22 protein-coding genes and 1 tRNA gene are annotated in these 24905 nt (G+C 73.6%); 12 read left to right on the plus strand and 11 right to left on the minus strand.

The genetic code is table 11. The features are described from left to right. Window positions 1-549: 549 nt before the first annotated feature. Window positions 550-1602 (plus strand): M20/M25/M40 family metallo-hydrolase, encoded by a 1053-nt coding sequence (locus WMF43_RS34805; RefSeq protein ID WP_437671291.1) that lies wholly within the window; start codon window positions 550-552, stop codon window positions 1600-1602. Between the two features lie 53 nt (window positions 1603-1655). Here WMF43_RS34805 and WMF43_RS34810 read toward each other — a convergent pair whose 3' ends face one another. Continuing rightward, window positions 1656-2474, minus strand: coding sequence for a DUF899 domain-containing protein (locus WMF43_RS34810; protein ID WP_437671293.1), 819 nt, complete (start codon window positions 2472-2474; stop codon window positions 1656-1658). A gap of 375 nt (window positions 2475-2849) precedes the next feature. On the opposite strand from WMF43_RS34810, the gene WMF43_RS34815 reads away from it, so the two are divergent. Then, window positions 2850-3284 (plus strand): hypothetical protein, encoded by a 435-nt coding sequence (locus WMF43_RS34815; protein ID WP_437671295.1) that lies wholly within the window; start codon window positions 2850-2852, stop codon window positions 3282-3284. A gap of 86 nt (window positions 3285-3370) precedes the next feature. Here WMF43_RS34815 and WMF43_RS34820 read toward each other — a convergent pair whose 3' ends face one another. The 4 genes from WMF43_RS34820 to WMF43_RS34835 form a co-directional block, all read right to left on the minus strand. Continuing rightward, window positions 3371-4069, minus strand: coding sequence for a DUF4230 domain-containing protein (locus WMF43_RS34820; protein ID WP_437671297.1), 699 nt, complete (start codon window positions 4067-4069; stop codon window positions 3371-3373). Window positions 4070-4259: 190 nt separating this feature from the next. After that, window positions 4260-5606: a hypothetical protein gene (locus WMF43_RS34825; protein ID WP_437671299.1), complete on the minus strand. Its 1347-nt coding sequence runs from the start codon at window positions 5604-5606 to the stop codon at window positions 4260-4262. A 136-nt stretch (window positions 5607-5742) separates the two neighbouring features. Next, window positions 5743-8085: a transglycosylase SLT domain-containing protein gene (locus WMF43_RS34830; RefSeq protein ID WP_437671300.1), complete on the minus strand. Its 2343-nt coding sequence runs from the start codon at window positions 8083-8085 to the stop codon at window positions 5743-5745. Window positions 8086-8289: 204 nt separating this feature from the next. Then, entirely contained in the window at window positions 8290-9282 is a 993-nt protein-coding gene (locus tag WMF43_RS34835) for a hypothetical protein (protein ID WP_437671301.1), read from the minus strand. A 144-nt stretch (window positions 9283-9426) separates the two neighbouring features. Between WMF43_RS34835 and WMF43_RS34840 the strand changes: the two genes are divergently transcribed. Continuing rightward, window positions 9427-10482, plus strand: a complete 1056-nt coding sequence (locus WMF43_RS34840; protein WP_437671303.1) for an AAA family ATPase — start codon at window positions 9427-9429, stop codon at window positions 10480-10482. Window positions 10483-10537: 55 nt separating this feature from the next. Here WMF43_RS34840 and WMF43_RS34845 read toward each other — a convergent pair whose 3' ends face one another. Continuing rightward, on the minus strand, window positions 10538-11986 hold the full coding sequence (locus WMF43_RS34845) for an MXAN_5187 C-terminal domain-containing protein (protein WP_437671305.1): 1449 nt from the start codon (window positions 11984-11986) through the stop codon (window positions 10538-10540). Here WMF43_RS34845 and WMF43_RS34850 point away from each other — a divergent pair. Both WMF43_RS34850 and WMF43_RS34855 read left to right on the plus strand, forming a co-directional pair. Continuing rightward, window positions 11970-13160: a histone deacetylase family protein gene (locus WMF43_RS34850; RefSeq protein ID WP_437671308.1), complete on the plus strand. Its 1191-nt coding sequence runs from the start codon at window positions 11970-11972 to the stop codon at window positions 13158-13160. The two genes, WMF43_RS34845 and WMF43_RS34850, sit on opposite strands and share 17 nt — an antisense overlap. Window positions 13161-13495: 335 nt before the next feature. Beyond that, window positions 13496-13571 (plus strand) — tRNA-His (locus WMF43_RS34855). Between the two features lie 59 nt (window positions 13572-13630). Here the strand turns inward: WMF43_RS34855 and WMF43_RS34860 are convergent. Continuing rightward, window positions 13631-14221 (minus strand): Uma2 family endonuclease, encoded by a 591-nt coding sequence (locus WMF43_RS34860; RefSeq protein ID WP_437671310.1) that lies wholly within the window; start codon window positions 14219-14221, stop codon window positions 13631-13633. A 414-nt stretch (window positions 14222-14635) separates the two neighbouring features. Between WMF43_RS34860 and WMF43_RS34865 the strand changes: the two genes are divergently transcribed. Continuing rightward, the gene (locus WMF43_RS34865; RefSeq protein WP_437671312.1) at window positions 14636-16018 is read left to right on the plus strand and encodes a hypothetical protein; all 1383 of its coding nucleotides are present in this window, start codon (window positions 14636-14638) and stop codon (window positions 16016-16018) included. 46 nt (window positions 16019-16064) lie between these two features. Here the strand turns inward: WMF43_RS34865 and WMF43_RS34870 are convergent, their stop codons facing one another. Further along, window positions 16065-16562, minus strand: a complete 498-nt coding sequence (locus tag WMF43_RS34870; RefSeq protein WP_437671314.1) for a hypothetical protein — start codon at window positions 16560-16562, stop codon at window positions 16065-16067. Window positions 16563-16904: 342 nt separating this feature from the next. Here WMF43_RS34870 and WMF43_RS34875 point away from each other — a divergent pair, with 342 nt between their 5' ends. Both WMF43_RS34875 and WMF43_RS34880 read left to right on the plus strand, forming a co-directional pair. Further along, window positions 16905-17408 (plus strand): response regulator, encoded by a 504-nt coding sequence (locus tag WMF43_RS34875; protein ID WP_437671316.1) that lies wholly within the window; start codon window positions 16905-16907, stop codon window positions 17406-17408. Window positions 17409-17566: 158 nt separating this feature from the next. Beyond that, window positions 17567-18088 (plus strand): YqaA family protein, encoded by a 522-nt coding sequence (locus WMF43_RS34880; protein ID WP_437671318.1) that lies wholly within the window; start codon window positions 17567-17569, stop codon window positions 18086-18088. A gap of 21 nt (window positions 18089-18109) precedes the next feature. Here WMF43_RS34880 and WMF43_RS34885 read toward each other — a convergent pair whose 3' ends face one another. Then, window positions 18110-18766 carry a hypothetical protein gene (locus WMF43_RS34885; protein ID WP_437671320.1) on the minus strand — a complete coding sequence of 219 codons (657 nt, stop codon included), beginning with the start codon at window positions 18764-18766 and terminating at the stop codon, window positions 18110-18112. Between the two features lie 222 nt (window positions 18767-18988). Between WMF43_RS34885 and WMF43_RS34890 the strand changes: the two genes are divergently transcribed. The 4 genes from WMF43_RS34890 to WMF43_RS34905 all read left to right on the plus strand — a co-directional run bounded on the left by WMF43_RS34890 (window position 18989) and on the right by WMF43_RS34905 (window position 22993). Then, a complete protein-coding gene (locus WMF43_RS34890; RefSeq protein ID WP_437671322.1) occupies window positions 18989-19906 on the plus strand; it encodes a hypothetical protein in 918 nt (305 codons plus the stop codon). Between the two features lie 198 nt (window positions 19907-20104). After that, window positions 20105-21103 (plus strand): protein kinase domain-containing protein, encoded by a 999-nt coding sequence (locus tag WMF43_RS34895; protein ID WP_437671324.1) that lies wholly within the window; start codon window positions 20105-20107, stop codon window positions 21101-21103. 11 nt (window positions 21104-21114) lie between these two features. Further along, window positions 21115-22290, plus strand: a complete 1176-nt coding sequence (locus WMF43_RS34900; RefSeq protein ID WP_437671326.1) for a cystathionine gamma-synthase — start codon at window positions 21115-21117, stop codon at window positions 22288-22290. 139 nt (window positions 22291-22429) lie between these two features. After that, the gene (locus WMF43_RS34905; protein ID WP_437671327.1) at window positions 22430-22993 is read left to right on the plus strand and encodes a hypothetical protein; all 564 of its coding nucleotides are present in this window, start codon (window positions 22430-22432) and stop codon (window positions 22991-22993) included. A gap of 39 nt (window positions 22994-23032) precedes the next feature. Here the strand turns inward: WMF43_RS34905 and WMF43_RS34910 are convergent, their stop codons facing one another. Next, window positions 23033-23896 carry a Stp1/IreP family PP2C-type Ser/Thr phosphatase gene (locus WMF43_RS34910; RefSeq protein ID WP_437671328.1) on the minus strand — a complete coding sequence of 288 codons (864 nt, stop codon included), beginning with the start codon at window positions 23894-23896 and terminating at the stop codon, window positions 23033-23035. A 425-nt stretch (window positions 23897-24321) separates the two neighbouring features. Next, window positions 24322-24879 carry a ribosome recycling factor gene (gene frr, locus WMF43_RS34915; RefSeq protein ID WP_437671330.1) on the minus strand — a complete coding sequence of 186 codons (558 nt, stop codon included), beginning with the start codon at window positions 24877-24879 and terminating at the stop codon, window positions 24322-24324. Window positions 24880-24905 lie beyond the last annotated feature (26 nt).

The raw sequence follows: 24905 nt of genomic DNA on the forward strand, positions 1-24905 counted from the left end.
CGCAGCCGCGAGGATCAGCGCGAGCGAAGTCGCGGCGAGGCCGCACGTGAGAGCACGTGTAGATGTTGATACGAAGCTCCGCATGATAATGACTCCTTGGCAAAATCCGGCCTCTGGAGGTGGCCGTGTCCCCTCGCATCGCTGCCGTGGGCGCTGTCCGTTGTTCGGCTCTGCTCGTCTATGGCGTCTCGCGCGACATCCATCGGGACGCGGCGACCGCAGCATGCGCCCCGCAGCATCAGCGGTTCATGAGCAGGTCATAGAGCAATCCTCGGGCCACTCGTGTTGTGGCCGATTGCGCGCTCCGCGCGTGATTCGGCGACGCAACACGGCGTACCAGCGGCGCAACACGGCGTACCAGCGGCGCAACACGGCGTACCAGCGGCGCAACACCTGCGGCTTGCGTGGGCCGGGCGGCGAAGAGCCGCGCCCTGCGCTCCTCGGCGCCCTCGGGCCGCGAGACGTTGCCGCCGTGGCCGCGGAGCTTGGTCGCAGTGCTAGAGTAAACGAGGAGCCAACGCGCATCGCTTCTTCTGTTCGGAGGTCCACTTGGAGCTGCTCGAGAATTTGCTGTGGCTGTGCAAGATCCCCTCGCCGCCGGGCGAGGAACGCTCGCTCGCCGACGCGCTGGATCAACGTCTCGCAGCGCTGCCCTTGGCCTCGCCGCTGCGCCGCTACGGAAACTCTCTGGTAGCACCGCTCACGCGCGGGTCGGGAGGCCCCAAGATTCTGCTCGTCGGGCAGCTCGACGTGGCGAACGCGGGGCAGCGACGCGAGGCGCGGACGGAGAACAACCGCGTGCTGGGCGCTGGAGCCGCCGAGAAGAGCGGCCTCTGCCTGATGCTCGATCTGGCCGAGCGCCGGCCGCAGGTACACGCCGACATCACCCTCGTTTTCCACGCTCGCGGCGAGTGCGGCTTCAACGCGAGCGAGCTCGGGGTGGTCCTGGAGAAGGACGCCGAGCTCCGGGGCGCCGACTTCGCCCTGGTGCTCAAACCCACGGACAACAAGCTCCAGCTCGGCTCGGGCGGCTCCACGTACGCGACGCTGGCATTCACAGGCCGCACGGCGCACAGCGGGCTGCCCGGGGCCGGCGTGAACGCGATTCACAAGTTCGCGCGTGTGCTCTCTCGCCTGGCCGCGTTCGAGCCCGTACCCGACGTCGTGGACGGCCTCACCTGGTACGAAACGATGAGCGCCACCTCGGCGCACGGGGGCCGCCCCGGCAGCGTCGTGCCGGACCATCTGGAGGTGAATGTGCATCACACCTACGGTCCGAGCACGGACGCCCACACCTCGCAAGATCGGCTGATCGCGCTCGTGGACCGCGTGGGGGCCGTCCGGTTCGAGGAGCTCTCCGATCCGGCGCCGCCGAACCGGAGCCACGCGCTCATCGCCGCCCTCGAGCAGAGCGGCGTTCAAGGCGTCGAGGCCCGGCAAACCTGGACGGAAGTGGCACGTTTCACGGCGCTCCAGATCCCGGCGGCGAATTTCGGACCGGGCGCGGAGCGGACGATGCACGCGCGGGACGAGGCGACCGAGCTCTCGGAGCTCGGGCGTGCGCAAACCATCCTCGACCGCTGGTTCGCCAACATGACGTGACGTGGTCCTCGCGCCGGCTCACACGTGCGCGAGGGCTCGGCCGCTGACGCGCGTCAGGTCCCGGTGCGCCCGCAGCACGGCGCGCCGACGCTCTTCTCCGGCTTGTCGTACTCGTCGTGGCGACGCCACCAGACGCCCGTCTCGTTGCGCCCCCTGGGGGCGCGATCGAGCCATTGGTACGCGCCCCAGAGGCCGTCCAGGCCGCGCGCATAGGTGGAATACGTGTGGTAGACGGCGCCGTCCTCGAGCACGAACGCGCTCATGCCTGGCCTGTCGCGGTGGAACGTGGCCGTGTCGGTTCCGCACATGGCGGCGATCTTGGCCTCCGCCCCTTCGCCGCCGCCCTCCTGGCCCGGGCGCCACACGAACGCGGCCTCGCGCCGGTAGTTGTAGTCGACGTCCCCCTCGCGCTGCTGCTCTTCGGTGAACCAGACGTTGAAGTCGGCGTTGAAGTCGCCGGCGAACGAGGACGCCCAGGGAAAGGTCCAGCCCATTCGCCGCTTGTACGCCTGCAGCTTCGCGAGCGGCGCCCGCGAGACCGCCCAGAGCATCACATCGTGGTTGGCCAGGTGAACCGCGAACCCGTTGAAGCCGTCCGCGATCATCGAGCAGGAGGGGCAGCCCGCCGCGAAGTCGGGCCCGAACATGAAGTGGTAGACGAGGAGCTGCGAACGCCCTCGAAAGAGGTCCACCAGCGAGGCGGTCCCTTCGTCGGTCTCGAGGCGGTAGTCCTTGTCGACCCGGACCCATGGCAGGGCCTGGCGTCGCTGCGCCAGCGCGTCGCTGCGCCGCGTCAGCTCCTTCTCCGCCTCCAGCAGCTCAAGCCGCGCTGCCAGCCAGTCTTCGCGTGTCCCGGTGATGTGTGCCGTCATGGTCTTCGCTCCTTTGAATCGGTCGCGAGACAGATTAGGATCGGGCACCGAGGGGGCGGGAGTAACAAGTGTGGCGGGATTCGAGGCGAGCCGCGTCGCGGGCGGCGCGGCCCGCCGGGCACGGCGGGTGCGCCCCGCGAGCGCGCGGTCCCGCGTGACGTCTTGTCGGCCCACCCCCGGCGGATGCATCCTGCACCGATGAGGCGCCCCCACCTCCTCGATGTGCTCGCCGCCGCGGCCCTCCTCGTCGCGTCGGCGTCCTGCAGGAGCCGTGAGAGGGCGTGTGTTCCTGGCGCCACGCAGACATGCGTTTGCCCTGACACGAACCAAGGCGCGCAGTCCTGCGCTGCCGACGGCGCGCGCTGGGAGCCATGTGTGTGTCTACCGCCCGCGAACGTCGCGCCGCCGCGCGACCCGGACGAGGAGGCCGCCGCCCTCCCTCCGAGCAAGATCGCGGAGTGCAACGCGCTGATCCAGGTCATCAACCACGGCGTGCGCGACCTCGACAAGGGCCGGGCTCCCGGCGAGCACGAGGGCGGGCCCAGCGAGCTGAGGAGGATGGCCGAATCGCTCGACGAAGCGGCAGCCCACGCGGCGCAGCTCAATCTGACGCGGCCGGAGCTTCAGAGGTTCGCGGGGGAGTATCATGCCCTGGCGAAGGAGATCGCCAGCGCGACGCGCGCTCTCGCGACGGCGGCGGACACGAACGACACGGAGAGGCTCAGCGCCGGCCAGATCGCGATCGAGAGGGCGATGAAGCGCGAGCCCGCCCTCGTGGGCAGGATCAAGAGGTTCTGCCGGGCGCCCTGAAGCGCGGCGGCCATCGCCGCCCCCCGGAGCACGACCACACATCGAGCCGCTCGACGCCGCCGGGCTCGCTCCCTCTGCGCGCCGCGTCAGTCCCCCCCGCCCCCCACCTCGCGCCAGCGGATCTCCACCCGCTTCGCGCCGAGCTGCGTCGCGAGCGCCGTGATCTGCCGCTCGGCCTGCGCCCTCGCGCGCGCCATCACGTTCCCCTCCAGCGCCGCCTTCTCGATCGCGGCGGTCGCCTCCTTCCGGGCCCGCGCCTCGAGCTGCTCGTTGCGCCGCGCGAGCAGGCTCGTCGTTCGCGTGTAGACGTACGTCTCGTCCTCGTCGAGCCGGGTCGAGAAGACCTCCGGCGCCGGCAGCGTCAGCCGCGCGACGCCGGTCTCCGGGTCCATCTCGATGTCGTCCTCGGCGAGCCGCGAGAGATCGACGCCGATGGTGACGTGGCCGACCGCGACGAGCAGCATGGCGTCGGTGGCCTGCACCAGGCCGAACAGGCGGCTCTGCCGGTCGGCCAGATCCACCACCTTCTCGACGTGCACCTCCGTGGTCTCGAGCCGCGCGAGATCCCGGATCCCGATCAGGACCGCCGGCGACGGCCGCACCACCACGGCGCTCGCCGGCGCCGGACCGCGGAGGCGCGGCGCCACCACGACCGCGCCGACGCCCACCGCCGCGAGCAGCGCCAGCAGGAAGAGCACGATCCGCAAGGCGCGGCCGGCCTGCGCGCGGGGGCGCGGCGCGTGAACAGCCACCGAAGCGTAGGGGTCCTGGAGCGGGCCTTCCATCAGGGGGCTACCTCGGAGGACCTCCGGCGCACAGGCGCCCGCGGCAGCTCAGCCCAGGGAGAGACCAGCCCGAGCCGCACGTCCTCGCGAGAGAGTTCTGAGAACACGAAGGCCGGAAGGCGAGAAGAATCGAACCTGCCCGCGCATCCCCGCGCAAACGCCCGGGAAATGACGCCAGTCCGCGGCGGCCTCAGCGCGTCGGCGCCCTCGACCGCATCACGAGCGCGGGCTCGCCCGCATCCTGGGACGAGAGCGCCTGCTCGAGCGTCCACTCGGCGACCTCGCCCTCGGCCGCCTGCTCCAGCGCCAGCCGGACGTCGCGGTTCACGCAGCTCTCGGCCGCGATCCGCACGCGCGCCGCCGTCTCGCCGTCGCTCGCGGACGAGAGCGCGAGCGCGGCGCCGATGCGGTGCTCGGCCGGCGCGGCCCCGTCCTCGAGCACCGCGAAGGCCTGCTCCCGCGTGAGCCTCGCCGTGCGGTAGTCGACCCCGGCCTCGCTCACGAGGCGGCGCAGCGCCGCCCGCCACGCCCGCGCAGGGCGGCCGCGGCGCTCGAGCAGCGCGCCGGCCCCGCCCGCCTCGGGGGCGCCGCGGCCGATCCGCTCGCGGAGCAGCGCGAGCAGGTGCTCGCGGCGCCGCTCGGCGAGCGCCATGCTCAGCCCCGTCTCCTGCGGGTCGCGCAGGATCTGCGGCGGCACGATGAGGAGCGCGACCTCCTCGCCGCCCGTCAGCGCGAGCTGCACGCCGAGGCCCGTGTCGTCGACCCGCTCGATGCCGTGGAACGGGATGAAATGCTCGCCTGCGTCAGCCTGGATCGAGAGCCCGTCGCTGCCGACCACCAGCACGCGCGGGCCGGCGCAGCCCTTCCGGCGCACCGACGCGACCGCCCACGCCGCCGCCCCCGCCATGACGCCGATCGCGAGCGCCAGGGCGGCGCCGACGACCACCGAGCAGACCAGGGCCACCACCGCCGCGATCGCGAGCAGCCAGCGGCTCGGGAGCGGCGGGGGCACGTCCTCGTAGAGCCGGGCGCTCCAGGTGCCGCCCGCGCGCGACGAGGCGATGTCCGCGAGCAGCCGCTCCGCGTCGCCGGGGTCCTCGAGGCGCACGAAGATCACGTCGCCGCCGTGTGTCTTCAGCGCGACCTCGCCGCCGGAGCTCGACAGCCGGGCGCTCGTGAGCGACGCGAGCGGGAACGCGGTCCGGCCGTGCGGGTACTGGATCCACAGCGCGCCGCCGATACGCACGACCGCGGACCGGGAAAAGCTCACGGCCGCCCAGAGCCACGCGAGCGGCGCGTACAGCGCGCCGACCGTGCAGACCGGCAGGAGCACGGACCCGACCATCACGAACGGCAGCATCATGACGACGCCGAACGGGCCGAGGAGCGTCGCGAAGAGCAGGGTCGCCGCGGTCAGGATGCACATCCAGGCGAACGACGACGCCAGGACCCAGCTGGCGGTGCGGGCGTGCGCGTAGCGGTGGATCCGGACCACGCAGCGATCGAACACGCCGTTGCTCCCAGCGGTTCCTGCCACCCGTTTACGTTGAAAGCGCCGGCCTCGAGTTTCAAGCGCGCGGCGGCGGCCCGGCGCGGACGCCGGCGGACGTCCTCACGCCTCGCGCGGCGCCGGCGGCCGTCCTCGCACCCGGCGCGGACGCCGGCGGCCGTCCTCAGTAGGCGTCCGCCGGGGCGCGCGCGTCCGCCGGGAGCACGAGCGGGACCAGCTCCACCGCCCCGTCCCCGCCGTCGAGCCACTGGTACCGCGCCAGGTTCGCGAGGACCCGGCCCACATAGGTGCGCGTCTCCTCATACGGGATCCGCGCCACCCACACGTCGGTGTCCCTGTCGATGCCGCCCTCGAGCCAGTGCGACACGGCCTTCGGGCCCGCGTTGTACGCCGCCGTCGCGAGCGGCAGGCTGCCCTCGAACGTGCGGAGCAGCTTGCCGATGTAGTAGCCGCCGAGGCGCAGGTTCACCGGGGCGCTCTTGAGCTGCCCGAGATCGAGGCCGAGCGACAGCTCGCTCGCCGCCTTCATGGCCGTCGCCGGCATGAGCTGCATCAGCCCGACCGCGCTCGCCGGGCTCACCACGACCGGATCGAACGCGCTCTCCTGGCGCATCAGCGCGTGGACGAGGCCCTTCGGCAGGCCGTGCTGCGCCTCGAGCGCGCGCACCTCGCCGAGGTACGGCGCCGGATAGACGCACTCCCACGCCCAGCGGTCCGCCTGCGAGGGCGCGCGCTCCAGCGCCGCCGCGCTGATCGCCTGCGTGCCCACCCGGTAGCGGCGCTTCGCGGGCGAGAGCATGCCGTACATCCGGCAGAGCGCCTCGCTCTCCTGGCCCGCGTAGGCCGCCGTCGCGTCCCGCTCGTTCTCGGCGAGGTAGCTCTCCGCGTCGCCGTCGAGCCCCATCGAGGCGAGCAGCGCCGCCGCCGGCGGCAGCTTCACGTCGAGGGGCGGGGCGTCCCGGAGCGACGCCGGCACGAGCAGCGGCGGCGCCGGCGCGCCGATCGCGGCGAGGCGCGACCGCGCGAGCAGCGCGCCCCAGGAGAGCGGCTGATCCCGCATCACCTGCGTCCAGATCCGCGCCGCGCCCTCCCGGTCGCCCCCGCGCAGCGCCGCGAGCCCCGCGAGCTCGCGCAGCCGCGCCGCCTCGGGCGCCCGCTCGCCGCGCGCGCGCAGCTCCAGCGCCTGCCGCGCCCCGGCGGCGCCGCCCGTCGACAGCATCGCGAGCGCCCGCTCGTAGACCGCGTCGTCGCGCTCCTCGCTCCGCGGGTAGGCGGCGAGGAACCGGCCGTACTGCGCGACGGCCTCCGGGTAACGCCCGACCTGCATGAGCAGCCGCGCCGCGAGCAGGCTCGAGAGCTCGCCCCAGCGCGTCTTCCGGAACCTGCGCGCGACCGAGAGGTGCCGCTCGATCGCCTCGCCCTCGCGCCGGAGCCGCGAGAGGGCGCGCGCCGCGAGGTGCAGCTGCTCCGCCTGGCGCGCCGAGGGCGTCGCCGCCCCCTTGAGGAACGCCTGCACCGCGCCCTCGTAGTCGCGCGCCCGGTAGAGCGCCGTGGCCCGGCGGTGGTGGAGCTCCGACGCGGACACGCCGGGCGCGCGCTTCGCGGTCGGCGCGCTCGGCGCGCTCGAGCTCGACGACAGCTGGTCGAGCTCGGCGATCGCCTCGGCCGCGCTGCCCGCGGCGACCATGGCGTCGACGTTCTGGAGCCGCTCCTCGTGCGAGAGCTGCCCCGGCATCGCGGCGAGCAGCGCCGCGGCCTCGCGCCCCTCGGGCGCCGACGGCGCGTTCTTGACGATCCACCGGAGGTCCGGGAGCGCGAGCGCCGCGGCCGCCGCGGCCTTCTCCGCCGGCTGCCCGGCCGCGCCCGCCCCGGCCTTCTCCGCCGGCTGCCCGGCCCCGGCCGCCCCGCCCTTCTCCGCCGGCTGCCCGGCCGCGCCGAGGTGGACGCGCGCCCGCGCCATCCGCGCCGCCGCCTCGTCGCGCGACCGCTTCGCGCGCTGCGCCGCGGCCACGGCCCGATCCGCGAGCGCGCGGGCCTGCTTCGGATCGCCGCCCTTCAGGTACGCGGTCGCCGCGCGCGCGAGGTCGCGGGCGCTGCTCGAGGCCTCGAAGTAGGCCGCCGCGGCGAGGAACGGCCCCGCCTCGAGCGCCGCCTCCGCGCGGTGGCGCGCCACCTCGCGGGCGAGCAGCGGCAGCGCCTGCTCCAGGCCGTGGAGCAGCTCCACCGCCTTCGCGTGATCCCCGAGCTCGAGCGCGACCCGCGCCCGCGCGTACTTCATCGACGGCAGCGCCCGCTGATCCAGCGGCAGAGCGTCGATCCGCTCCGCGGCCTCGGCCCATCGCTCGAGCCGCACCGCCTCGACCCACGCGCCGTCCACCACGGGCGCCGGTTCGCCCGGCGCGGCCGCGGCCGGAAGCGCGGGCGCCCCGGCCGAAGCCGCGGGGCGCGCGGTGCTCTGCGACGGCGGCGGGCCCGCGGCGCGGTGCTCGGCGCACGCGGCGAGCACAAGGCCGAGCAGGCACCCGGCGGCCAGCCGGCGGCGCGCTTCCCGTGAACACGGCTTCGGTGGCGACGGAGCCCGTACCATTGCTGACCCGGCGCGGTGGACGACCCGAAGAAGCAGCGCGCCCCTAGGATCGCGCCCCGCGGCGCGACGGCCCCCGCGCGCAGGCCCCTCGCGCCGCAGCGCTCGCGCTGCCGACCCTTCTAGCTAGCAAGCTTCGGCGCCCGGTCGCAAGGAAAGTGCGGGGGAAGACGCGATCCACTGCTTGCCGATCTCGACGTCCTCCTCGAACAGGAAGGCCGCGACCTCGTCGAGCGAGCCGGCGCGGTTCGGCGGCGCGCCCAGCCGGAGCGCCGCGGCCTTGCCGAACGCCGCCGCCACCGGGTGCGGCGAGCTCGCGAGCCGCAGGAGCTCGGGCACGAGCTCGGCCGCGCCGAGCTCCCCCGCGAGGATCGCCGCGAGCGGCCGCGGATCCGCGGGGCAGTCGTGGCTCCACGCGAGCGCGGAGCGCAGCACGGAGACCGTCTCGGGCGCCGCCGCGCGCGTCGCCGCCGTGCGGTAGCCGCCCCCCGGCAGCGCGAGCTGCGCGGAGCCGCGGCTCGTCGCGCAGACGGCGTCCGCCGCCTGGAGCAGCTCCGCGGCGATCGGCTCGGTCACGCCGTCGCCGAGCGCCGTCTGCCCCTCGATGTCGCCCGCGACGGGCCGCGCCGCCTCCTGCGCGTAGCCCTCGAGGTTGGCGAGCAGCCGCTCCAGATCCACCGCGCCCGCGGCGCGGCCGGCCAGCACGTCGCGCTCGGTGTGCACCGTCACGAGGCTCGACACGACGGCCGGCGTCCCCCCGCGCATCGTGTGCGACACGTCCACGCGCACCCGCCGCACGGCGGGCCACCGCAGCACCCGCAGGTCGGTGTCCGGGTTGACGAGGATCCCCCAGGGCACGACCGCCATCGTCACCTCGCGCGCGCCGCGCTGGACCGGGAGGCGCTGCTCGGCGCGCGCCAGGGCGAGCACGCCGAGCGCGCTGCCCATCGCCATGAGCCCGAGCGAGAGCGCCTGGCTCCCGGCGCTCCAGCACGCGGCGGAGATGCCCGCGAGCCCCGCGGTCCCCGCCGCGGCGAACGCGCCGGTGGAGCCGCGCTCCGGGTGGAGCCAGACGTAACGGAAATCCGGCGGAGGCAGCCTGCGCAGCACCGTGAACACCCCGGAGCACGAATCTAGGCTGCCGCGCCCCCGGGCGCTACCGGATGCGGCGTCGACGCGGAGGCGGGGCGCGCTGAACGCGGAGCGTCAACGCCGGCGCGCGGCGCTCCGCGCGCGCGCCTCGGGGTGATACCTTCGCGGGCGGTGCTGCTCTCCCACGTCCGCCTCGTCCATGTCGGCCCGTTCGACGATCTCTCGCTCTCCTTCGAAGGCGAAGGCGGCGCGCCGCGCCGGCTCGTGGTCCTCTTCGGCGGCGACGGCGTGGGCAAGACCTCGCTCCTCTCGGCCATCGCGTCGACGCGGCCCGGCTACGCCGTCGCCCAGCCGAGGCCGCGGGGCGAGGACGGCCCGCCCGCGCTCGTGGTCGCCGACTGGATGCTCGGGACCGACGACCCGGCGCGCGCGCACCCGCTGCGCGTCGCGAGCCCGAACGCCCGCCTCGACGAGCCCGAGGAGGCGGCGATCCTCCGGCGCCGGGAGCAGTCGTTCTTCGAGCGGCGCGCGGCGGAGGGGGGCTTCGTGCTCGTCGCGCTGTCGGGCGCGCGGTGGTTCTCTCGCACCTCGATCGTGCTGACCACGCCCGAGCGCAGCCTCCTCCGCTACGACGTCCGGGCGGCCGCGAGCTTCGACGACGCGACGCGCACCGACCTCGCCCGCGAGACGAAGCAGGTGCTCGCGTTCGCCCCGCTCGCCGCCGCCGTCGCGCGCGAGGAGCGCGACGAGCCGACGAGGAGGCGCCTCGAGGCGCTCGATCGCGCGCTCAGGGAGGTGCTCGCGGCGCTGCTCGAGGGCTCCGGCGCGACGTACCTGGGCGTCGACCCGCTCCGGCTCGAGCCGATCTTCGAGCGCGAGGACGGCCGGCGCGTGGACTTCGACGACCTCGGGCGGAGCGCGCGGCACGCCGTCGCGTTCGGCGCGCTGTCGCTCCGCGCGCTCGCGGCCGCGCACCCGAGCGGCGATCCGCGCCTCGCCGAGGGCGTGGTCCTGATCGACGACGTCGAGGCGCAGCAGCCGCTGCACCGCCAGCGCTCGCTCGCCTCGCGCCTGCGCGCGGCGCTGCCCAACGTGCAGTGGATCGTCACCACCTCGTCGCCGGCGGTCGCGCTCGGCTGCGATCTCTCCGACGTGATCGCGCTCCGCCGCGAGCCCTCGTCCGGGCGCGTCGAGCTCCACGAGGGTCCGGACGCCGTGCTGCACTGAGGCGCGCCGCCACGCTGCGGGCAGCGCCCCGCGCGTCGGGCGAGCGGGGCGGGCCTCAGGCGAGCGGCACCGCGAGGAGCACGACCTCCTTGCCGCGCACCTCGATCTTGTACCGCATCGGCTTGCCGTGCTTCTGCCCGAGGTCCTGCTCGCTCGCCTTGAGGCGGGCGACGAACGCGTCGCGGGTGATGTGGTCGACCGGGTCGCCGAGCGACCTCTTCGCGGCGACGTACTCGGCGAAGATGCGCGCGTAGTAGACGTCCTCGGGCTCCTCGAGCAGCGCCTTCGCGTCGGCGGGGATCTCGCTCGCCGACAGCGCGGCCATGCGCTCGTCGACCTCGAGCGCGTCCCGGAACGACGCCGACGTGGGCGCGCGTGACGGGCGCCCTTCGGCGTCGGTCTCGTCCTCCTGCACGCCGAGCAGCTGGTTGAGGAGCGAGTTCAGACGGAACACGAGCCCGCCGAGCTCGGCGTGCTCGATCTGGAACCGGAGATCGGTCCGGCCGTTCATGATCGCGAGCAGGCCGTCCTCGATCTCGGAGACCGGCTGCGAGACGTACGCGTCCAGGAAGTAGGCCGCGATCACGACGAGCACGAGCCCGAGCGCCGTGACGCCGAGCAGCGGCCAGAAGAGCGCGGCCACGGCCCCCAGCGTCCTCGGCTGCGCGATGCTGACGAGCACCGCGCGCCGCCCGTCGCCGTAGCCCTCGAGCGCGTTCGCCACCGCGCCGTAGCCGGCGGGCAGCCCGCCGATGTCGACCATGCGCCCGGAGCCCAGCGCGTGCAGCGCGCCGTCCTTCGCGGGCGACGCCGCGAGCGCCGCGCCGAGCTCGGGCGAGGCGCCGCGCGACTTGGCCACGACGTCGAGCCCGTCGCCCGACTGCACCGCGACGACGAGGATGCGCCCGCTCGTACGCTCGCTCGCGTTGGTCAGCCGCTCGTCGTTCAGCGCGGTGCCCACCGCCACGGCGCCGACGATCTGCCCGTCTTCGCTGCGGATGGGCGCGTACGACGCGAGCAGCTGCTCGTTGCGCGCGCGGCTCACCCACGCGTCCGAGCCGGTCACGCCCCGCTCGATGGCCAGCTTCAGCGACGGGTAGACGGCGCCGAGGTCGTCCCCCCGCATCAGCGCGGACCCGTTCCGTCCGAGCACCACGCCCTTCGTGTCCACGAGGACGACGAGGGACGGCGGGGTCTTGGCCAGCTCGGGCGCGGCGGCGACCGCCTCGCGGATCGCGTTGGCCGCGCTCGTGGCGGCCTCGGCGCGCGCCGGGGGCGTGCCCGCGTTGAACGGCTCGCGCAGCTTCGGACCGCTCGCATGGGACGCGAGCCACCGCTCGAGCACGAGGCCGTCGACCTGGAGCTGCGCCATGGCGGCCGCGAGCGCGCGCGGGGCTTCACCCTGGCTCGAGATTTCCCCGAGGGAGGCGCGCGCGAGGGCGTACGAGAGCCCCCCGACCAGGAGGACAATCACGGCGAAGACTGCGATGATCTTTCCGCGCATCCTGCGCCTCCACTCCTTCTTGCCGAAGCTCTCGGCAAGCTACCATCCGGTGCGGCGCTGCTACAACTCTCCCACCCAGGTCATGGTGCACTTGAATCCGCCGCACACCGAAGGCCCGCGCCTCTACGTCGTCGACGATGCGCTGTTCGAACAACACCGCGCGCGGGGCGCGCACCCCGAGCGTCCGGAGCGCCTCGACGCCGCGCGCCGCGCGATCGAGCGCTGCGCCGCGTCCGGCGTCGCGGTGGAGCGCGTCGCGTCGCGCGACGCCACGCAGGAGGAGATGGCGCGCGCCCACGCCCCGCGATACCTGGAGACGCTGGACCGTATCAGCGGCCATTACGCGGCGCTCGACCCCGACACCTACGTCGTGCCGCGCTCGGTGGACGCGGCGAAGCGGGGCGCCGGCTCGGCGGTCGCGCTGGTCGACGCGGTGCTCGCGGGCCCCGGTCGGCTGGGGGTCGCGCTGCTGCGCCCGCCCGGCCACCACGCGACGCGCGAGACCGGCATGGGCTTCTGCCTGCTGAACAACGCCGCCGTGGCCGTGCAGGCCGCGCTGAGCCGCGGGCTCTCGCGGGTGGCGGTGGTCGACTTCGACGTGCACCACGGCAACGGCACGCAGGACATCTTCTGGGACGACCCGCGGGTCCTGTTCTGCTCGCTGCACCAGTGGCCGTTCTACCCGGGCACCGGCAGCGCGGACGAGATCGGCGGGGGTGAGGGCAAGGGTTACACGGTGAACGTGCCGCTGTCGGACGGGGCGACGGACGTGGTCTACGAGGCGGCGTTCGACGAGATCGTCCTCCCGATCCTGGACGAGTATGCGCCCGAGCTCATCGTGGTCTCGGCGGGGTTCGACGCGCACGAGCGCGACCCGCTGGCGGGGATGAAGCTGTCGCGCGCGGCCTACGCGGCGATGGGCCGGCGGCTCGCGGCGATGGCGGCCGCGAAGTCGGGCGGGCGGCTCGCCATGTTCATGGAGGGCGGCTACGAGCTGTCCGCGCTCGAGGCGTCGCTCGCGGCGGCGCTGCTCGGCGCGAGCGGCCGCGAGCTGCCGGACGAGCCCGCCGGGGCCGCCGGGCCGCCGGCGCAGCGCGCGCCGCTCTCGGCGCGCCACCGCGCCGACCTGGACCGGGCCCGCGGCGTGGCGCTGCGCCGGTGGACGACGCTCTGAGCCGGGCGGCGGGCGAAGGCGAGGGCTTCGTTCCCTGAGCTCGCCCCGGGCTAGGCGACGGCGTATCTATTCAGAATCACAGCATTTTCCGGCACATGAGCCCGGAAAGGACGCAGGGAACAGCGCGCTGGCGGCCGGGGGCGAGCGGCGCCGGATGGGACGAGCGGGCGCCGGGTGGGACGAGCGGACGCCGGCGCACGACCCCCGGGGACGGGGTGGGGCCATGGGGGCGGCGCGGAGCAGATTGCGAACGCGGCCGTGCGTTTACCCGATTGCACTCCGCGCGAAGCTGAGTATTCTCCGAGCCCTTCGCAGCCCACGGGCCGCGAAGAACGGTGGGTATAGCTCAGTTGGTAGAGCACTGGATTGTGGCTCCAGGTGTCGCGGGTTCAAATCCCGTTACTCACCCCAGGTAAAACAGCCCGAAGCCGTCGGTGAGCCTCGCTCGAAGCCGCGCGGCTCGCGGCCTGCTACTTCGCCCACAGCACCGACAGGTCGAGCTCGATGGCGTCGAACGGCGCCACGCGGACCCGAGCGGCATCGCGGTAGAGCGCGGCCGGACCCCAGCCTTCACCGGGCACGAGCGAGAAGACCTCGAGCGTCCGCTGGATCGGGTCGACGAGCCACGCGTGCCGCACGCCCTCGCGCGCGTAGACCGGCATCTTCTCCTCGCGATCGACGTCCTCGGTCGACGGGCTCAGCACCTCGCAGATCCAGTCCGGGGCGAGCGCGAAGTAGGCCGTCTCGGGCAGCTCGGGCAAACGCTCGCGGCGCCAGCCGGCGATGTCGGGCACGACGGCGTCGATCTCGCCCGCCGCCGCCGGATCCGGGAAGTGGATCTCGGGCTCGTCCAGGATCCACCAGCCGCCGGGGCCATTCTTGCCGTGGTCAAAGGGACCGCCGAGCTCGATCCCCAAGCTCGATGCGGCGCGCGCATGGCGCGGGGCCGGGCGGGGCAGCACGTGGAGCACGCCCCCGATGAGCTCCGCCACCTTGTTCGGCGGGACGGCCTCGAGATCGGCATACGTCGCGCGGCGGGGCTTCTCGGCAGGCTGGCCCATGGCCGAAGCCTGCCCGGGGGCGCGCCGCGAGGCAAGGCGGCGAGCGGGTGTCCGCTCGGCCGCCGCGCGCCGTACACGCTCGCCGTTCTGCACCTTCCTACGGGAGGATGACCCACAGGGGAGGCAGCGGATCGAGCGGTCGACCGGGGCGCTCCTCTCGTGACGGGGCGCTCCTCTCGTGAGCGCGCGCCGGACTTCGCGGGGCCATCACACGCGGACGCGAAGCGCGCCCGGCCGGCACATCACCCCTCGCCCGGTTCAATAAGCGCTCTCCGCTCCGCCTCGCTCGCTCCCTGAACGATCTCGATCCCTGGATATCCAGCCGTCGCGGTGAGCCCTTATCCCGTCCACCGGAGACAGCAAGTCTTTTTATCGTAACGATTTTGCCACACGGCCCGCGTAGCGTCCGCGCGCATGAAAACCACCCTGTCCTGGAGCCGCGCGCGGGCCGCGCGCCTCCTGTCCGCCGTGTTCCTTGCCGTCAGCGCGCCGCAGCTCGGGGCGTGTGTCGTCGCGCCGGGCGGCGCCCCGGAAGATGCCGAGTTGCCGGCCCCCGGGACCGTCGATGTCGTCCGTCCGCTCACGCTCTCCGATCGCGCCCGCGTGCCCGAGAAGGAGCCGGGGTTCGTCGCCGCGGAGCTCGGGGCCCACGACCTCGTCATCACGCATGACGGCAGCCTGCCGCCGTTCGCCGCGGGCGACGTGCTCGCCGGCACGCAGGGCGGCGGGTACCTCGTCCGCGTGGTGAACGTCCGCGCGCTCGACGCGCTGCGGTTCGCGCTCGAGACGACGCCCGCCTACCTCACGGAGTTCATCACCGAGGGGCACTTCCGCGTCCGCTACGACGCGCACGCCTACGCGCGCGCCCTCGACGAGCACGCCGCGCGCCTCCGCGCGCTCGGCGAGGAGGACGGCGAGGCGATCGCGAGCCAGGCCGAGGCCCTCAAGGTCGCGTCCGGCGCCTCGATCAAGCTCTTCGATCTCTCCTCGGCCAAGCTCCCCGCGTCGTGCGGCGTCACCGCGCACGGGACGGCCGCGCTCGACGTCGAGGCCGAGCTCTCCCCGGAGATCGACCTCGAGGTCGAGGTCGGCCCGCGGGGCAAGCTCAACCCGGTGCCGGAGCTGAAGCGGCTCCGCTTCGTCGCGTCCGGGAGGCTCGACGTGAACGCCGAGCTCCACGGCGCCGGCACGGTCACCGGGAGCTGCACGGTCGATCTGCTCGAGCTCGCCGGGGGCGTCCCGAGCGTGCCGCTCCCGACGTTGACGTTCTGGGTGGGGCCCGCGCCGGTGGTCGTCACGACGCAGGTCGTGCCGAGGGCCAAGGCCGATCTCAGCCTGTCGTTCACGGCCGCCGAGGTGGCCGCCGAGGCGCGGACCACGGCCGAGATCGAGGCCGGGGTCGACTACGAGGACGAGGAGTGGAGCACGATCTGGGAGCCGTCCTGCTCGGCGTCGGGCACGGCCTCGATCGGGGCGCCCGGCGCGATCACGGCGTCCGGCAAGGTGAGCGCCGGCGCGGAGCTCCGGGCGCGCCTCTACGGGATCCTCGGCCCGAACGTCGGCGTCCTGGCGTACGCGCGCGTCTCGGCGGAGACCGCGCCGCCCTACTGCTCGTACGACGCGCGGATCGACGGCGGCGTGCGCGCCTACGCCCAGGCGGAGGCCGGCGTGTCGGTCGGCCCGCTCGACCTGACGTTCAAGAGCCTCGATCTCGTCGATCTCGAGCTCGTGCGCTTCGAGGGGCCGCGCACGTCGGGCGCGCTCCGCGACGCCCCCGAGTGCGACGCGGCGCCCTGAGCCAGGCCCCCGCCCGCGCGCACGCCCGCACGGGCGCCGCGCGCGTTCACGGCGCCGCCCCGCCTCCCCCGCCCCCTCCCTCGCCGCTGCTCGCGCACGCCACGTAATCGCAGGACGTCTCGTCCGCGCACGCCTCGGCGCGCGCCTCGCCGTCGCTCCCCTGGGACTCCAGGCACTCGGTCTCGCAGCTCGCCTTGCTGGGCGGCGAATTCCCGCGCTCCTCCTCGCAGAGGATCCGGTTCTCGCAAAGCGCGCTGCACGAGGCCGGGATGTCCGAATCCACGCAGGCCACGTAATCGCAGGACGCCTTGCTCACGCACACCTCGGTCCGCGCGACGAGCTCTTCCCCCTTGAGGCCGAGGCAAGCGGTCTCGCAGCCCGTCTGGCTCGGCGGCGAATTCCCGCGCTCCTCCTCGCAGAGGATCCGGTTCTTACAGAGCTCGTGGCACGCGTGCAAATTCTCCTCGTCCTTGCATCCTGCGGCGATCAGGAGAAGAGCGGCGGCGGTGACGAGGGGGATCGTTCGGAGTTCTGCGTTCTTCATGTGCAGCTCATCTCGGTTGTGAAACGGCGTTTCTCCTCGGGGGATCCCGCCGCCGGCTGGGCGGCCTCGGACGTCCTGCGAGGAGCTGAGCGCGGGGCCATGCAAGGATACCGGCGCTTCGACAGCGGGCCCACGAGCCTCACCATGAGGCCACGCCTCGCCGAGCATAGACGAAATCCGCGCCGCCGCCCACGGCCCGGCGGCGCGGCCTCGCGGCTGCCGGCGCAGCGATCGACCGCGGCGCGTCGGTCCAGCGCCCCGCGGGGGCGCGCTGGCCCGACGCGTCGCGTGTGGTACATTGCGTCATGGGCGCTCCGACGCGCCCACCGACGCCGAGGACGAATGCCATCCAAGGAATCCGACACCCTGCTCGAGGCCGATCCAGGCCGGCGGCCGGATCACGAGACGCCCGAGTCCACGCGGATTCCGCTGGTGCTCGTGGTCGACGAGGACAAGCAGATCTGGCAGTCGCTCGGCGAGCTCCTCTCGGACAGGTACCGCCTGGTGGTCTGCGCCTCGGCCCTGGACGGGGTCGCGGCGTTCACCGAGGACACATGCGCCGTGATCATCGACGTGCGGATGTCGGGGCAGGACGGCTTCTGGGTCTGTGATCAGATCCGCAAGGCGCAGCCGGAAGTCCCGGTGATCTTCTATTCGGCTTACCAGGACGAGAAGGACTCGTTCGAGGTCATCAACGCCCACCGGCCGTTCGCCTACGTCGACAAACACGGCCCCGCGCAGAAGCTCCTCGACGCCCTCGAGAAGGCGACGCGGATCTTCCAGAGCACGCTCCGCAGCAGGCGGATCATCGAGCGGCTGCAGCGCCGCCGGCAGGAGGCGGTCTGACGTCGCAAGGCAACGAGGCGCGCGAGGGCGAAGCGCGAGGCAACGAGGCGCAAGGCGACGAGGCGCAAGGCAACGAGGCGCACGACGGCGAAGCGCGAGGCAGCAAGGCGCGCTCCGGCGAAGGGCGGCGCGACCTGTGGCGCACGCTGGCCCAGCTGGTGCTCAGCCTGGGCGCCCTCTTCGGCGCGATCGCGCTCGCGGCCCACCTCGTGCGCGACCAGCTCGAGGCGCTCGGCCGCGGGTTCGTGGAGCGCTTCGGCATCGCGGGCATGTTCGTCGGCACCTACCTCGCCGACGCGTTCTCGTTCCCGATCCCGCCGCAGTTCTACATGCTGACGGCGATCTCCGCCGGCGGCTCGCAGATCCCGCCGATGATCGCCATCTCCGTGGCCTCGCTGCTCGCCGGCTGCACGGGTTACCGCCTCGCCGGGCGCCTCGCGCGTTTCCGCATCTTCGCGGCGCGCCTGGAGCGGACTCGACCCAAGATAGACCGGCTGTTCGACCGTTACGGGTACTGGGCGATCGCGATCGGGAGCATCTCGCCGGTCCCTTTCTCGATGCTCTGTTACCTGTCGGGGCTCTACCAGGTCCCGTGGCGCTACTTCGTCACCCTGGTGCTGTTCCGGGTGCCCCGACTCTTCCTCTTTTACGCGCTCATCCGGCTCGGATGGAGCCAGTGACGCCGCGGCCGGAGGTGAGCCCTACCGGGAGCTCTCGGTCTCCTCGGGCTGGTTGACCCTGACGCGCTCCAGCATCTGGTCGACCATGCCGAGATCGATCCCGGAGCGCTCCACCACGTTCCTGGAGAACAGCCGAGTCGCCTCCTTCGCGAGCTCCTCGTCGGGGAGGAACGGGCGCGCGGGCGAGCGCGGCGCCGGCAGGCCGATCTCCTTCTCCAGCTCGGACATGGCCCGGATCATCTCCTGGTAGCAGGCGGAGGCGATCTGCACCGAGAACGGGAACACCTGGGCGTTGCCCCGGCCGGCGCGCACGGCGTGCAGCGTCGCGGCGGCCTGCTCGGCGAACTGGCGGCTGCCGAACGCGCTGGTCATCTGCGCGTACATCGCGATCGACTCCTGGTCCGCCGCGAGGTCGTCCTCCTTCGAGCGCGGCGCTCCGGCCGCCGGCGACGACCATCGGACGATCGTGCGGGCGTACTCGTCGAGCGCGCGGCGCTGGAGGGCCAGCCGCTCCAAGAGCGCCTCTCGGCGCTGCCTCTGGAGCTCCATCTTCTCCTCCTGCTCCGCCCGGCGATCCCCGCTGATCTCTGCCGATCGGCGCGCCACGTACGCGCCGATGAAGAGGGCGACGCCGTTGCTGACCGCGACGAAGAGCGTCTCCAGGATGTTGGGGTCCATGCGGGTTCTCGAGACTTCTATCACGTTCGCGCGGGGCGCAGTCATATGCTGTACAAGCCGCAGAAAAGTTGGCCGCCGCCCTCCGCCCGCGCAGAGGTGCGCCCCCCTCCCACAGGCGGCCGCCGCGGCGGCGCCGGCCTGAGCCGCGTTGCACCGCGCGCCACCGCGCGACACGGCGCGACACCGCCAGAATCGCGCGGGCCGTCGTGATACGGTATTGCCATGACCGGTCCACTCGACGCCGGGGCGGGTCCGCACGTGGCCGGGCTCGAAGCGCCGCTGCGCGAGGCGCTGGAGAGGAGCCTCGCCGACAGGCTCGCGGGGCGGCCCGGGGCGGAGCTGAACCTGGACAACGCGTTCTGGGGCGCCCCCCCGCCGCGCGACCTCGGCGAGGCGCTCACCCGCCTCGGGCCGACCGGCGTCAACGTGGTCGTGCGCGTCTTCGAGCATATCCGCGACATCGACCCTGCGCTCGGGCTGTGGGCGCAGATCAGGTATCTGCGCAACGTGTGGCACGGTGGGAGCGCGGGATTCAAGGTGGTCTACGCCGAGCCGGCCGCGCTGCGCGAGCGCCTCGACGGCCACGTCGCGGGGCCGGGCGGCCGCCGCCTCGCGCGCGACACGGTCCTCGGCGCGATCGAGCACCAGCGCGGCACGCTGCTCCGCTCGCTCGCCTCGCACCTGGCCGCGATGCTCCGAGGCGGCGAGCCGCGCGACGCGGACACCTGGCGCGAGGTGCACCGGACCGATGAGGAGGCGTTGCACCTCTGCGTGGGCAAACACGAGCCGCGGCCGCCGGAGCTCGACGACATCCACCTCGACTGGCGGTCCCCGGTGGTGGGCGTGGACGAGGCGACGCGCCGCTGCCGGTATGGTTTCGTGATCAGCCTGGTCCACTGGTCGCAGGCGCGGTTCGGCCTCGGCGCTCCGGTGTTCCCGTTCCAGGACATCGACGACAGGATCGCCGCGCGCTCGGCGCGCTCGTCGTCGGGCCGCGCCCCGGCCGAGTGGGAGGTGTTCGTGGCGCGCTGGCGCGACGCGCGGTGGCGGCTGGCGACGAGGGGCGGCGAGGGGGCGGCGGAGGCGCTCCGGTGGCGGCGCGAGTGCGAGGCGCTGGAAGCCGCGCTGGGGGCGGGCTGACGCGCTTTCACCGCAGGCGTACGCAGGGGGGCGTCGGCGCCGCTCGCCGGCGACGGACGTCGGCGCCGCTCGCCGGCGGCGGACGTGCAGGCCAGTCGGCGCCCGGCCGATCGAGGGGCGCTGTCGACGCTCGCCGCCTCGCCTCGTCTCCGCCTTTCCTTGGCGGCTCCCCGGCCCACGGTATAGGGAGGCCGCCGCATGCCCTACCCCGCCCCCGACGGCACCGAGCTGATCGAGCACCTCGGCGCGGGCGCCACCTTCGACGTGGCGCTGGTCCGGCCCGCCAACCGCCCGCCCGGGGAGCGGGCCGCCGCGCTCGGCTCGCCCCTCGGTTCAACGCTCGGTCCGACGTGGGTGTGCAAGCGCCTCTCCCCGGGCGCCCTCCACACCCACGCCGGCAGGGCGGCCATGATCCGCGAGGCGAAGGCGCTCGCCCTCGCCCGCCACCCCGCCCTGCCCGCCCTCGCGCGCGTCGGCGCCGACCGCCACGGCCCCTTCCTCCTCGAGAGCCGGCGCGAGGGCGCCTCGCTCCGCGACGTGCTCGAGGGGTGGCGCGGCCGCGGCCGGCGCCCGCCCGCCTCGCTCCTCGTCCACGTCGTCAGGACCGCGATCGAGACCCTCGCCGAGCTCCAGGAGCTCGCGGACGACGGCGGCCCGATCCGCTTCGTCCACGGCGACCTCGGCCCCGACCACGTCCTGCTCGGGCCGCTCGGCGACGTCGGCCTCGTCGACCTGGGCGCCGCGCGCTTCCGGGGCATGGAGCCGGAGCTCGAGACGGCCGACCGCGGCACCCTCCCGTTCGTCGCCCCCGAGATCGCCCGCGGCGAATCGCCGCCGACGCCGTGCGGCGACGTCTACGCCATGGCGGCGACCCTCGCCGCCTTCGTCACCGGCGCGCCCCTCACGCGCGCGCGCGAGCAGGCCGCGGTGCTCGTCGAGATCAGCGACGCGGGCCTCTGCCTCGACGCGCTCGCCGCCGCGGACGCGCTCGCGCCGGGGCAGCGCCGCGCGCTCGCCCGGGCGCTCGACCGCGATCCGGAGCGCCGCGTCGGCAGCGCGCGGGCGCTGCTCGACGCGTTCGACGCGGCCGCGCCCGTCGCGGGCGTCGACGTCTTCGACACGGCGCACGCGTTCGACGCGGCCGCGCCCGTCCCCGCCGACCGTCAAAGCCGTGGACACCCGCGGCACGAAGGATAAGTCTCGAGCCCATGAAGCCTCACCTCGGCCACGACAAGCTCGCCCTCGACACGCTCGCGATCCACGCCGGGCAGCCGCCGGATCCGACGAGCGGCGCGGTCATGACCCCGATCGTCCTCGCGAGCACCTTCGCCCAGGAGCGGCCCGGCGACCACAAAGGGTTCGAGTACTCGCGCAGCGGCAACCCCACCCGCAAGGCGCTCGAGCAGTGCCTCGCCGCGCTCGAGGGGGGGCGCCACGGCTTCGCCTTCGGCAGCGGCTCCGGCGCGACCGCCACCCTGCTCCACACGCTCCGGCCCGGGGACCACGTGCTCGCGGGCGACGACGTCTACGGCGGCACGTTCCGGCTCTTCGACAAGGTCATGCGGCCGATGGGCGTCGCCTCGACCCAGGTCGACATGCGCGACCTCGACGTCGTCCGCAAGGCCCTGACCCCGGCCACGCGGATGATCTGGATCGAGACGCCGACGAACCCCATGCTCAAGATCTTCGACATCGCCGCGCTCGCCGAGATCGCGCGCGCGCACGGGGCGCTGCTCGTCGTCGACAACACCTTCGCCACGCCGGTGCTCCAGCGGCCGCTCGCCCTCGGCGCCCACGTGGTGGCGCACTCGACCACCAAGTACCTGAACGGCCACTCGGACGTGATCGGCGGGGCGCTCGTCACGTCGGAGGACGCGCTGGCCGAGCGGATCGGCTTCCTGCAGAACGCGATCGGCGCCGTCCCGAGCCCGTTCGACTGCTACCTCGTGCTCCGCGGGCTCAAGACGCTCGGGGTGCGCGTCCGCCAGCAGTCCGTGTCGGCGGCGGTCATCGCCGGGAGGCTCGCCGAGCACCCGGCCGTGCGCTCCGTCAACTACCCCGGCCTCCCCACGCACCCCGGCCACGAGCTCGCCGCGCGGCAGATGCTCGCCCCCGGGGCGATGATCTCCTTCGTGGTGCGCGGCGGCCTCCCCGTCGCCTCGCGGTTCCTCGAGCGCCTCGCGATCTTCTCCTGCGCCGAGAGCCTCGGCGGCGTCGAGTCGCTCGCCGAGCACCCCGCCCTCATGACACACGCCTCCGTGCCCGCGGCCGCGCGCGAGGCGCTCGGCATCGCGGACGGCCTCCTCCGGCTCTCGGTCGGCCTCGAGGCGAGCGAGGACCTCTGGCAGGACATCGCGCAGGCGCTCGACGGCGCCGGCGCGTGAGGGCGCGTGAGGTCGGCCTGAGGGCGCGCGCGCGGCCGCGGCCGGGCGTGCCCGGCGCGGCCGCCGTTTGATCGCGGGCACCCGAGTACGATAGAAGCGAGGTGCGGCCTCGGGGCCGCCAACTACCCCGGAGCGTTCCATGAGTCTCGCCCGCCTTGGCTTCGTGCCCGTGCTCGGCCTCCTCTCCCTGCTCAGCGTCGGCTGCGGCGACGATCCGCCGCCCCCCCCGCGCGGCGCGTTCCGCATGAACTTCGCCGACCCGGGCGCCGCCTGCAGCACCGCGGGGCACCTCGCGCAGCTCGGCAGCGTGGACGGGAGCCACAAGGACCGGGTGCTCGCCGACGGCGAGGAGGACGCCACGGTCTCCTGCACCGTGTCCGGCTCGGGCAGCTTCTCCGTCAGCGCGCGCGCCACCAACACGGCGACCGCCCAGTCGATCACCGTCAACATCTCCAGCATCAGCCCCGACGCGACCGAGGACGCGCCTGCCACGGGCAGCGTCAGCTTCTCCTCGGTGGCCACGGCCGGCGACACCTTCGTGTCCAGCCCCGACCCGTGCAACTTCTGGTTCATCCCCGAGAGCGGCCAGGGCGTCGACGCGGGCAAGATCTGGGTCGCCTTCGAGTGCCCGGCGGTGACGAACGAGGGCCAGACCTGCCAGATCAGGAACGGCTTCCTGGCCTTCGACAGCTGCGACACCTGAGCGCGGGCAGCGCGCGGCGTGCCCCCCGCGCCCCGCGCGTCAGCTCTTCTCGGAGCCGGAGGCCGACGCCGCGGGGACGGTCGAGCGCTCGCCCGAGTTCACCTGCTGCGAGTCGGCGGGCGGGCCGAGCGTCGCGCTGTTCGGCAGCTCGGCCTCGTCCTGCTCGTCGATCCGGATCACGAGCGCCGTGATGTTGTCCTCGCCGCCGTTCTCGTTGGCCTTCGCGATGAGGCGGCGGCACATCTCCGGCACCTCGCTGATCGAGCTCACGATCGCGAGGATCTGATCGTCCGAGAGCATCCCGCTCAGGCCGTCCGAGCAGAGCAGGTAGACGTCCCCGGGCTGGGGCTCGTCGCTGATCAGGTCGACCACCACGCTGTCCTGCATCCCGAGCGCGCGCGTGATCACGTTGCGCGGCAGCTCGGCCCGCTGCTCCTCGGTGAGCTCGGGCATGGCCATGATGTAGTCGTTGAAGAGCGAGTGATCGCGGGTCAGCTGGCTGATCGAGCCCTTGCGGACGCGGTAGGCGCGGCTGTCGCCGACGTGGCCGACGTAGATGCGGTTCTTCTTCTTCGAGAAGAGCGCCCCCACGACCGTCGTGCCCATCCCGGCGCAGTCGCGAGACCGGATGCTGCGCTCGAAGATCTGCCGGTTGGCGACGCGGATGCCCGCGACGAGGCGGTTCTCCTCCTCCGACAGGCTGGTGTCGAAGTGGAATGGCCAGGTGGCGTCCTCCCGCGACGTGGACCGGAAGAAGTCCGCGATCGAGTCGGTCGCCAGCTTGCTCGCTACGTCCCCCGCGCGGTGGCCCCCCATGCCGTCCGCGACGATGAACAGGTCGTACTCCGACAGGACGGCGTAGCTGTCCTCGTTGTGGTCGCGTTGGAGACCAACGTCCGTCATTCCTGAAGCGATCGCTCGCATAACCTCGGGAATCCTTGAGACGGCTCCGGGTCGGAGGCTTCGAACACGAAACGTTTCATGCTACCGAAAACCTGTCAAGCTGGGCCTCTCGCGCCGTTATGGGCGTCTTTGACGCCCACTCGCCGACCTTCCTGATCCTACCGACTTTGCCCGGGGGGACCGCAAGCCCCTTTTTCAATTCGTCGCGACGAGCGCGCCCCCGGGTCGCTCGCAGGCAGGACCTCGGTCGCCCTCGCCGCCTCGGTCGCCTCGTCCGTACCTCTCGCAGCCACGCGGCTCGCCGAGCGCGGCCCGGCCCGCGAGCGCCTCCGGCACGGGGCCCTGCCTCCCGGCGCGCTCCACGGGCCTCCCCGGCGTCGTCTCCGGCGCTCCGGCACATCCCGGCTCCGGCAGCCCGGCGCCGCTCACACGTCCAGGATGTCCTTTTCCTTGGCCGCGATCACCGCGTCGACCTGCCTCGTTCCCTCGGCCACGACGTCCTCGACCTTCTTCTTGGCCCGATCGGCCTCGTCGCCGCTGACCTCCCCGTCCTTGTCGAGCGTGTCGAGCAGCTCGTTGGCGTCGCGGCGGTGCTTCCGTATCGCAACTTTACAGTCCTCACCGTTCTTCTTCGTCAGCTTCACCATCTCCTTGCGCCGCTCCTCCGTCAGCGGCGGGATCGGCAGCCGGATGAGGTCTGCGTCGACCTGGGGGTTCAGGCCGAGATCGCTCTCGCGGATCGCCTTCTCGATCGCCTTCACCTGGTTCTTCTCCCAGGGCTTGATCGTGATGAGCCGCGGCTCCGGCACTGACACCGTGGCCATCTGCACGATCGGCGTCGGGACGCCGTAATAGTCGACGCGGATGCCGTCGAGCATGGCGGCGTTCGCGCGCCCGGTGCGCACCTTCGCCAGGTCTCGCCGGAGCGCTTCGATGGCCTTCTCGATCCCTTCGCGCAGCTCCTTGATGACGTCCTCGAGCATGATCCGGCTTCCTCCGTGTGGGGCTC

The sequence above is a fragment of the Sorangium sp. So ce131 genome (assembly GCF_051519095.1).
In the GTDB taxonomy this organism is placed as follows: Bacteria; Myxococcota_A; Polyangia; order Polyangiales; family Polyangiaceae; genus Sorangium.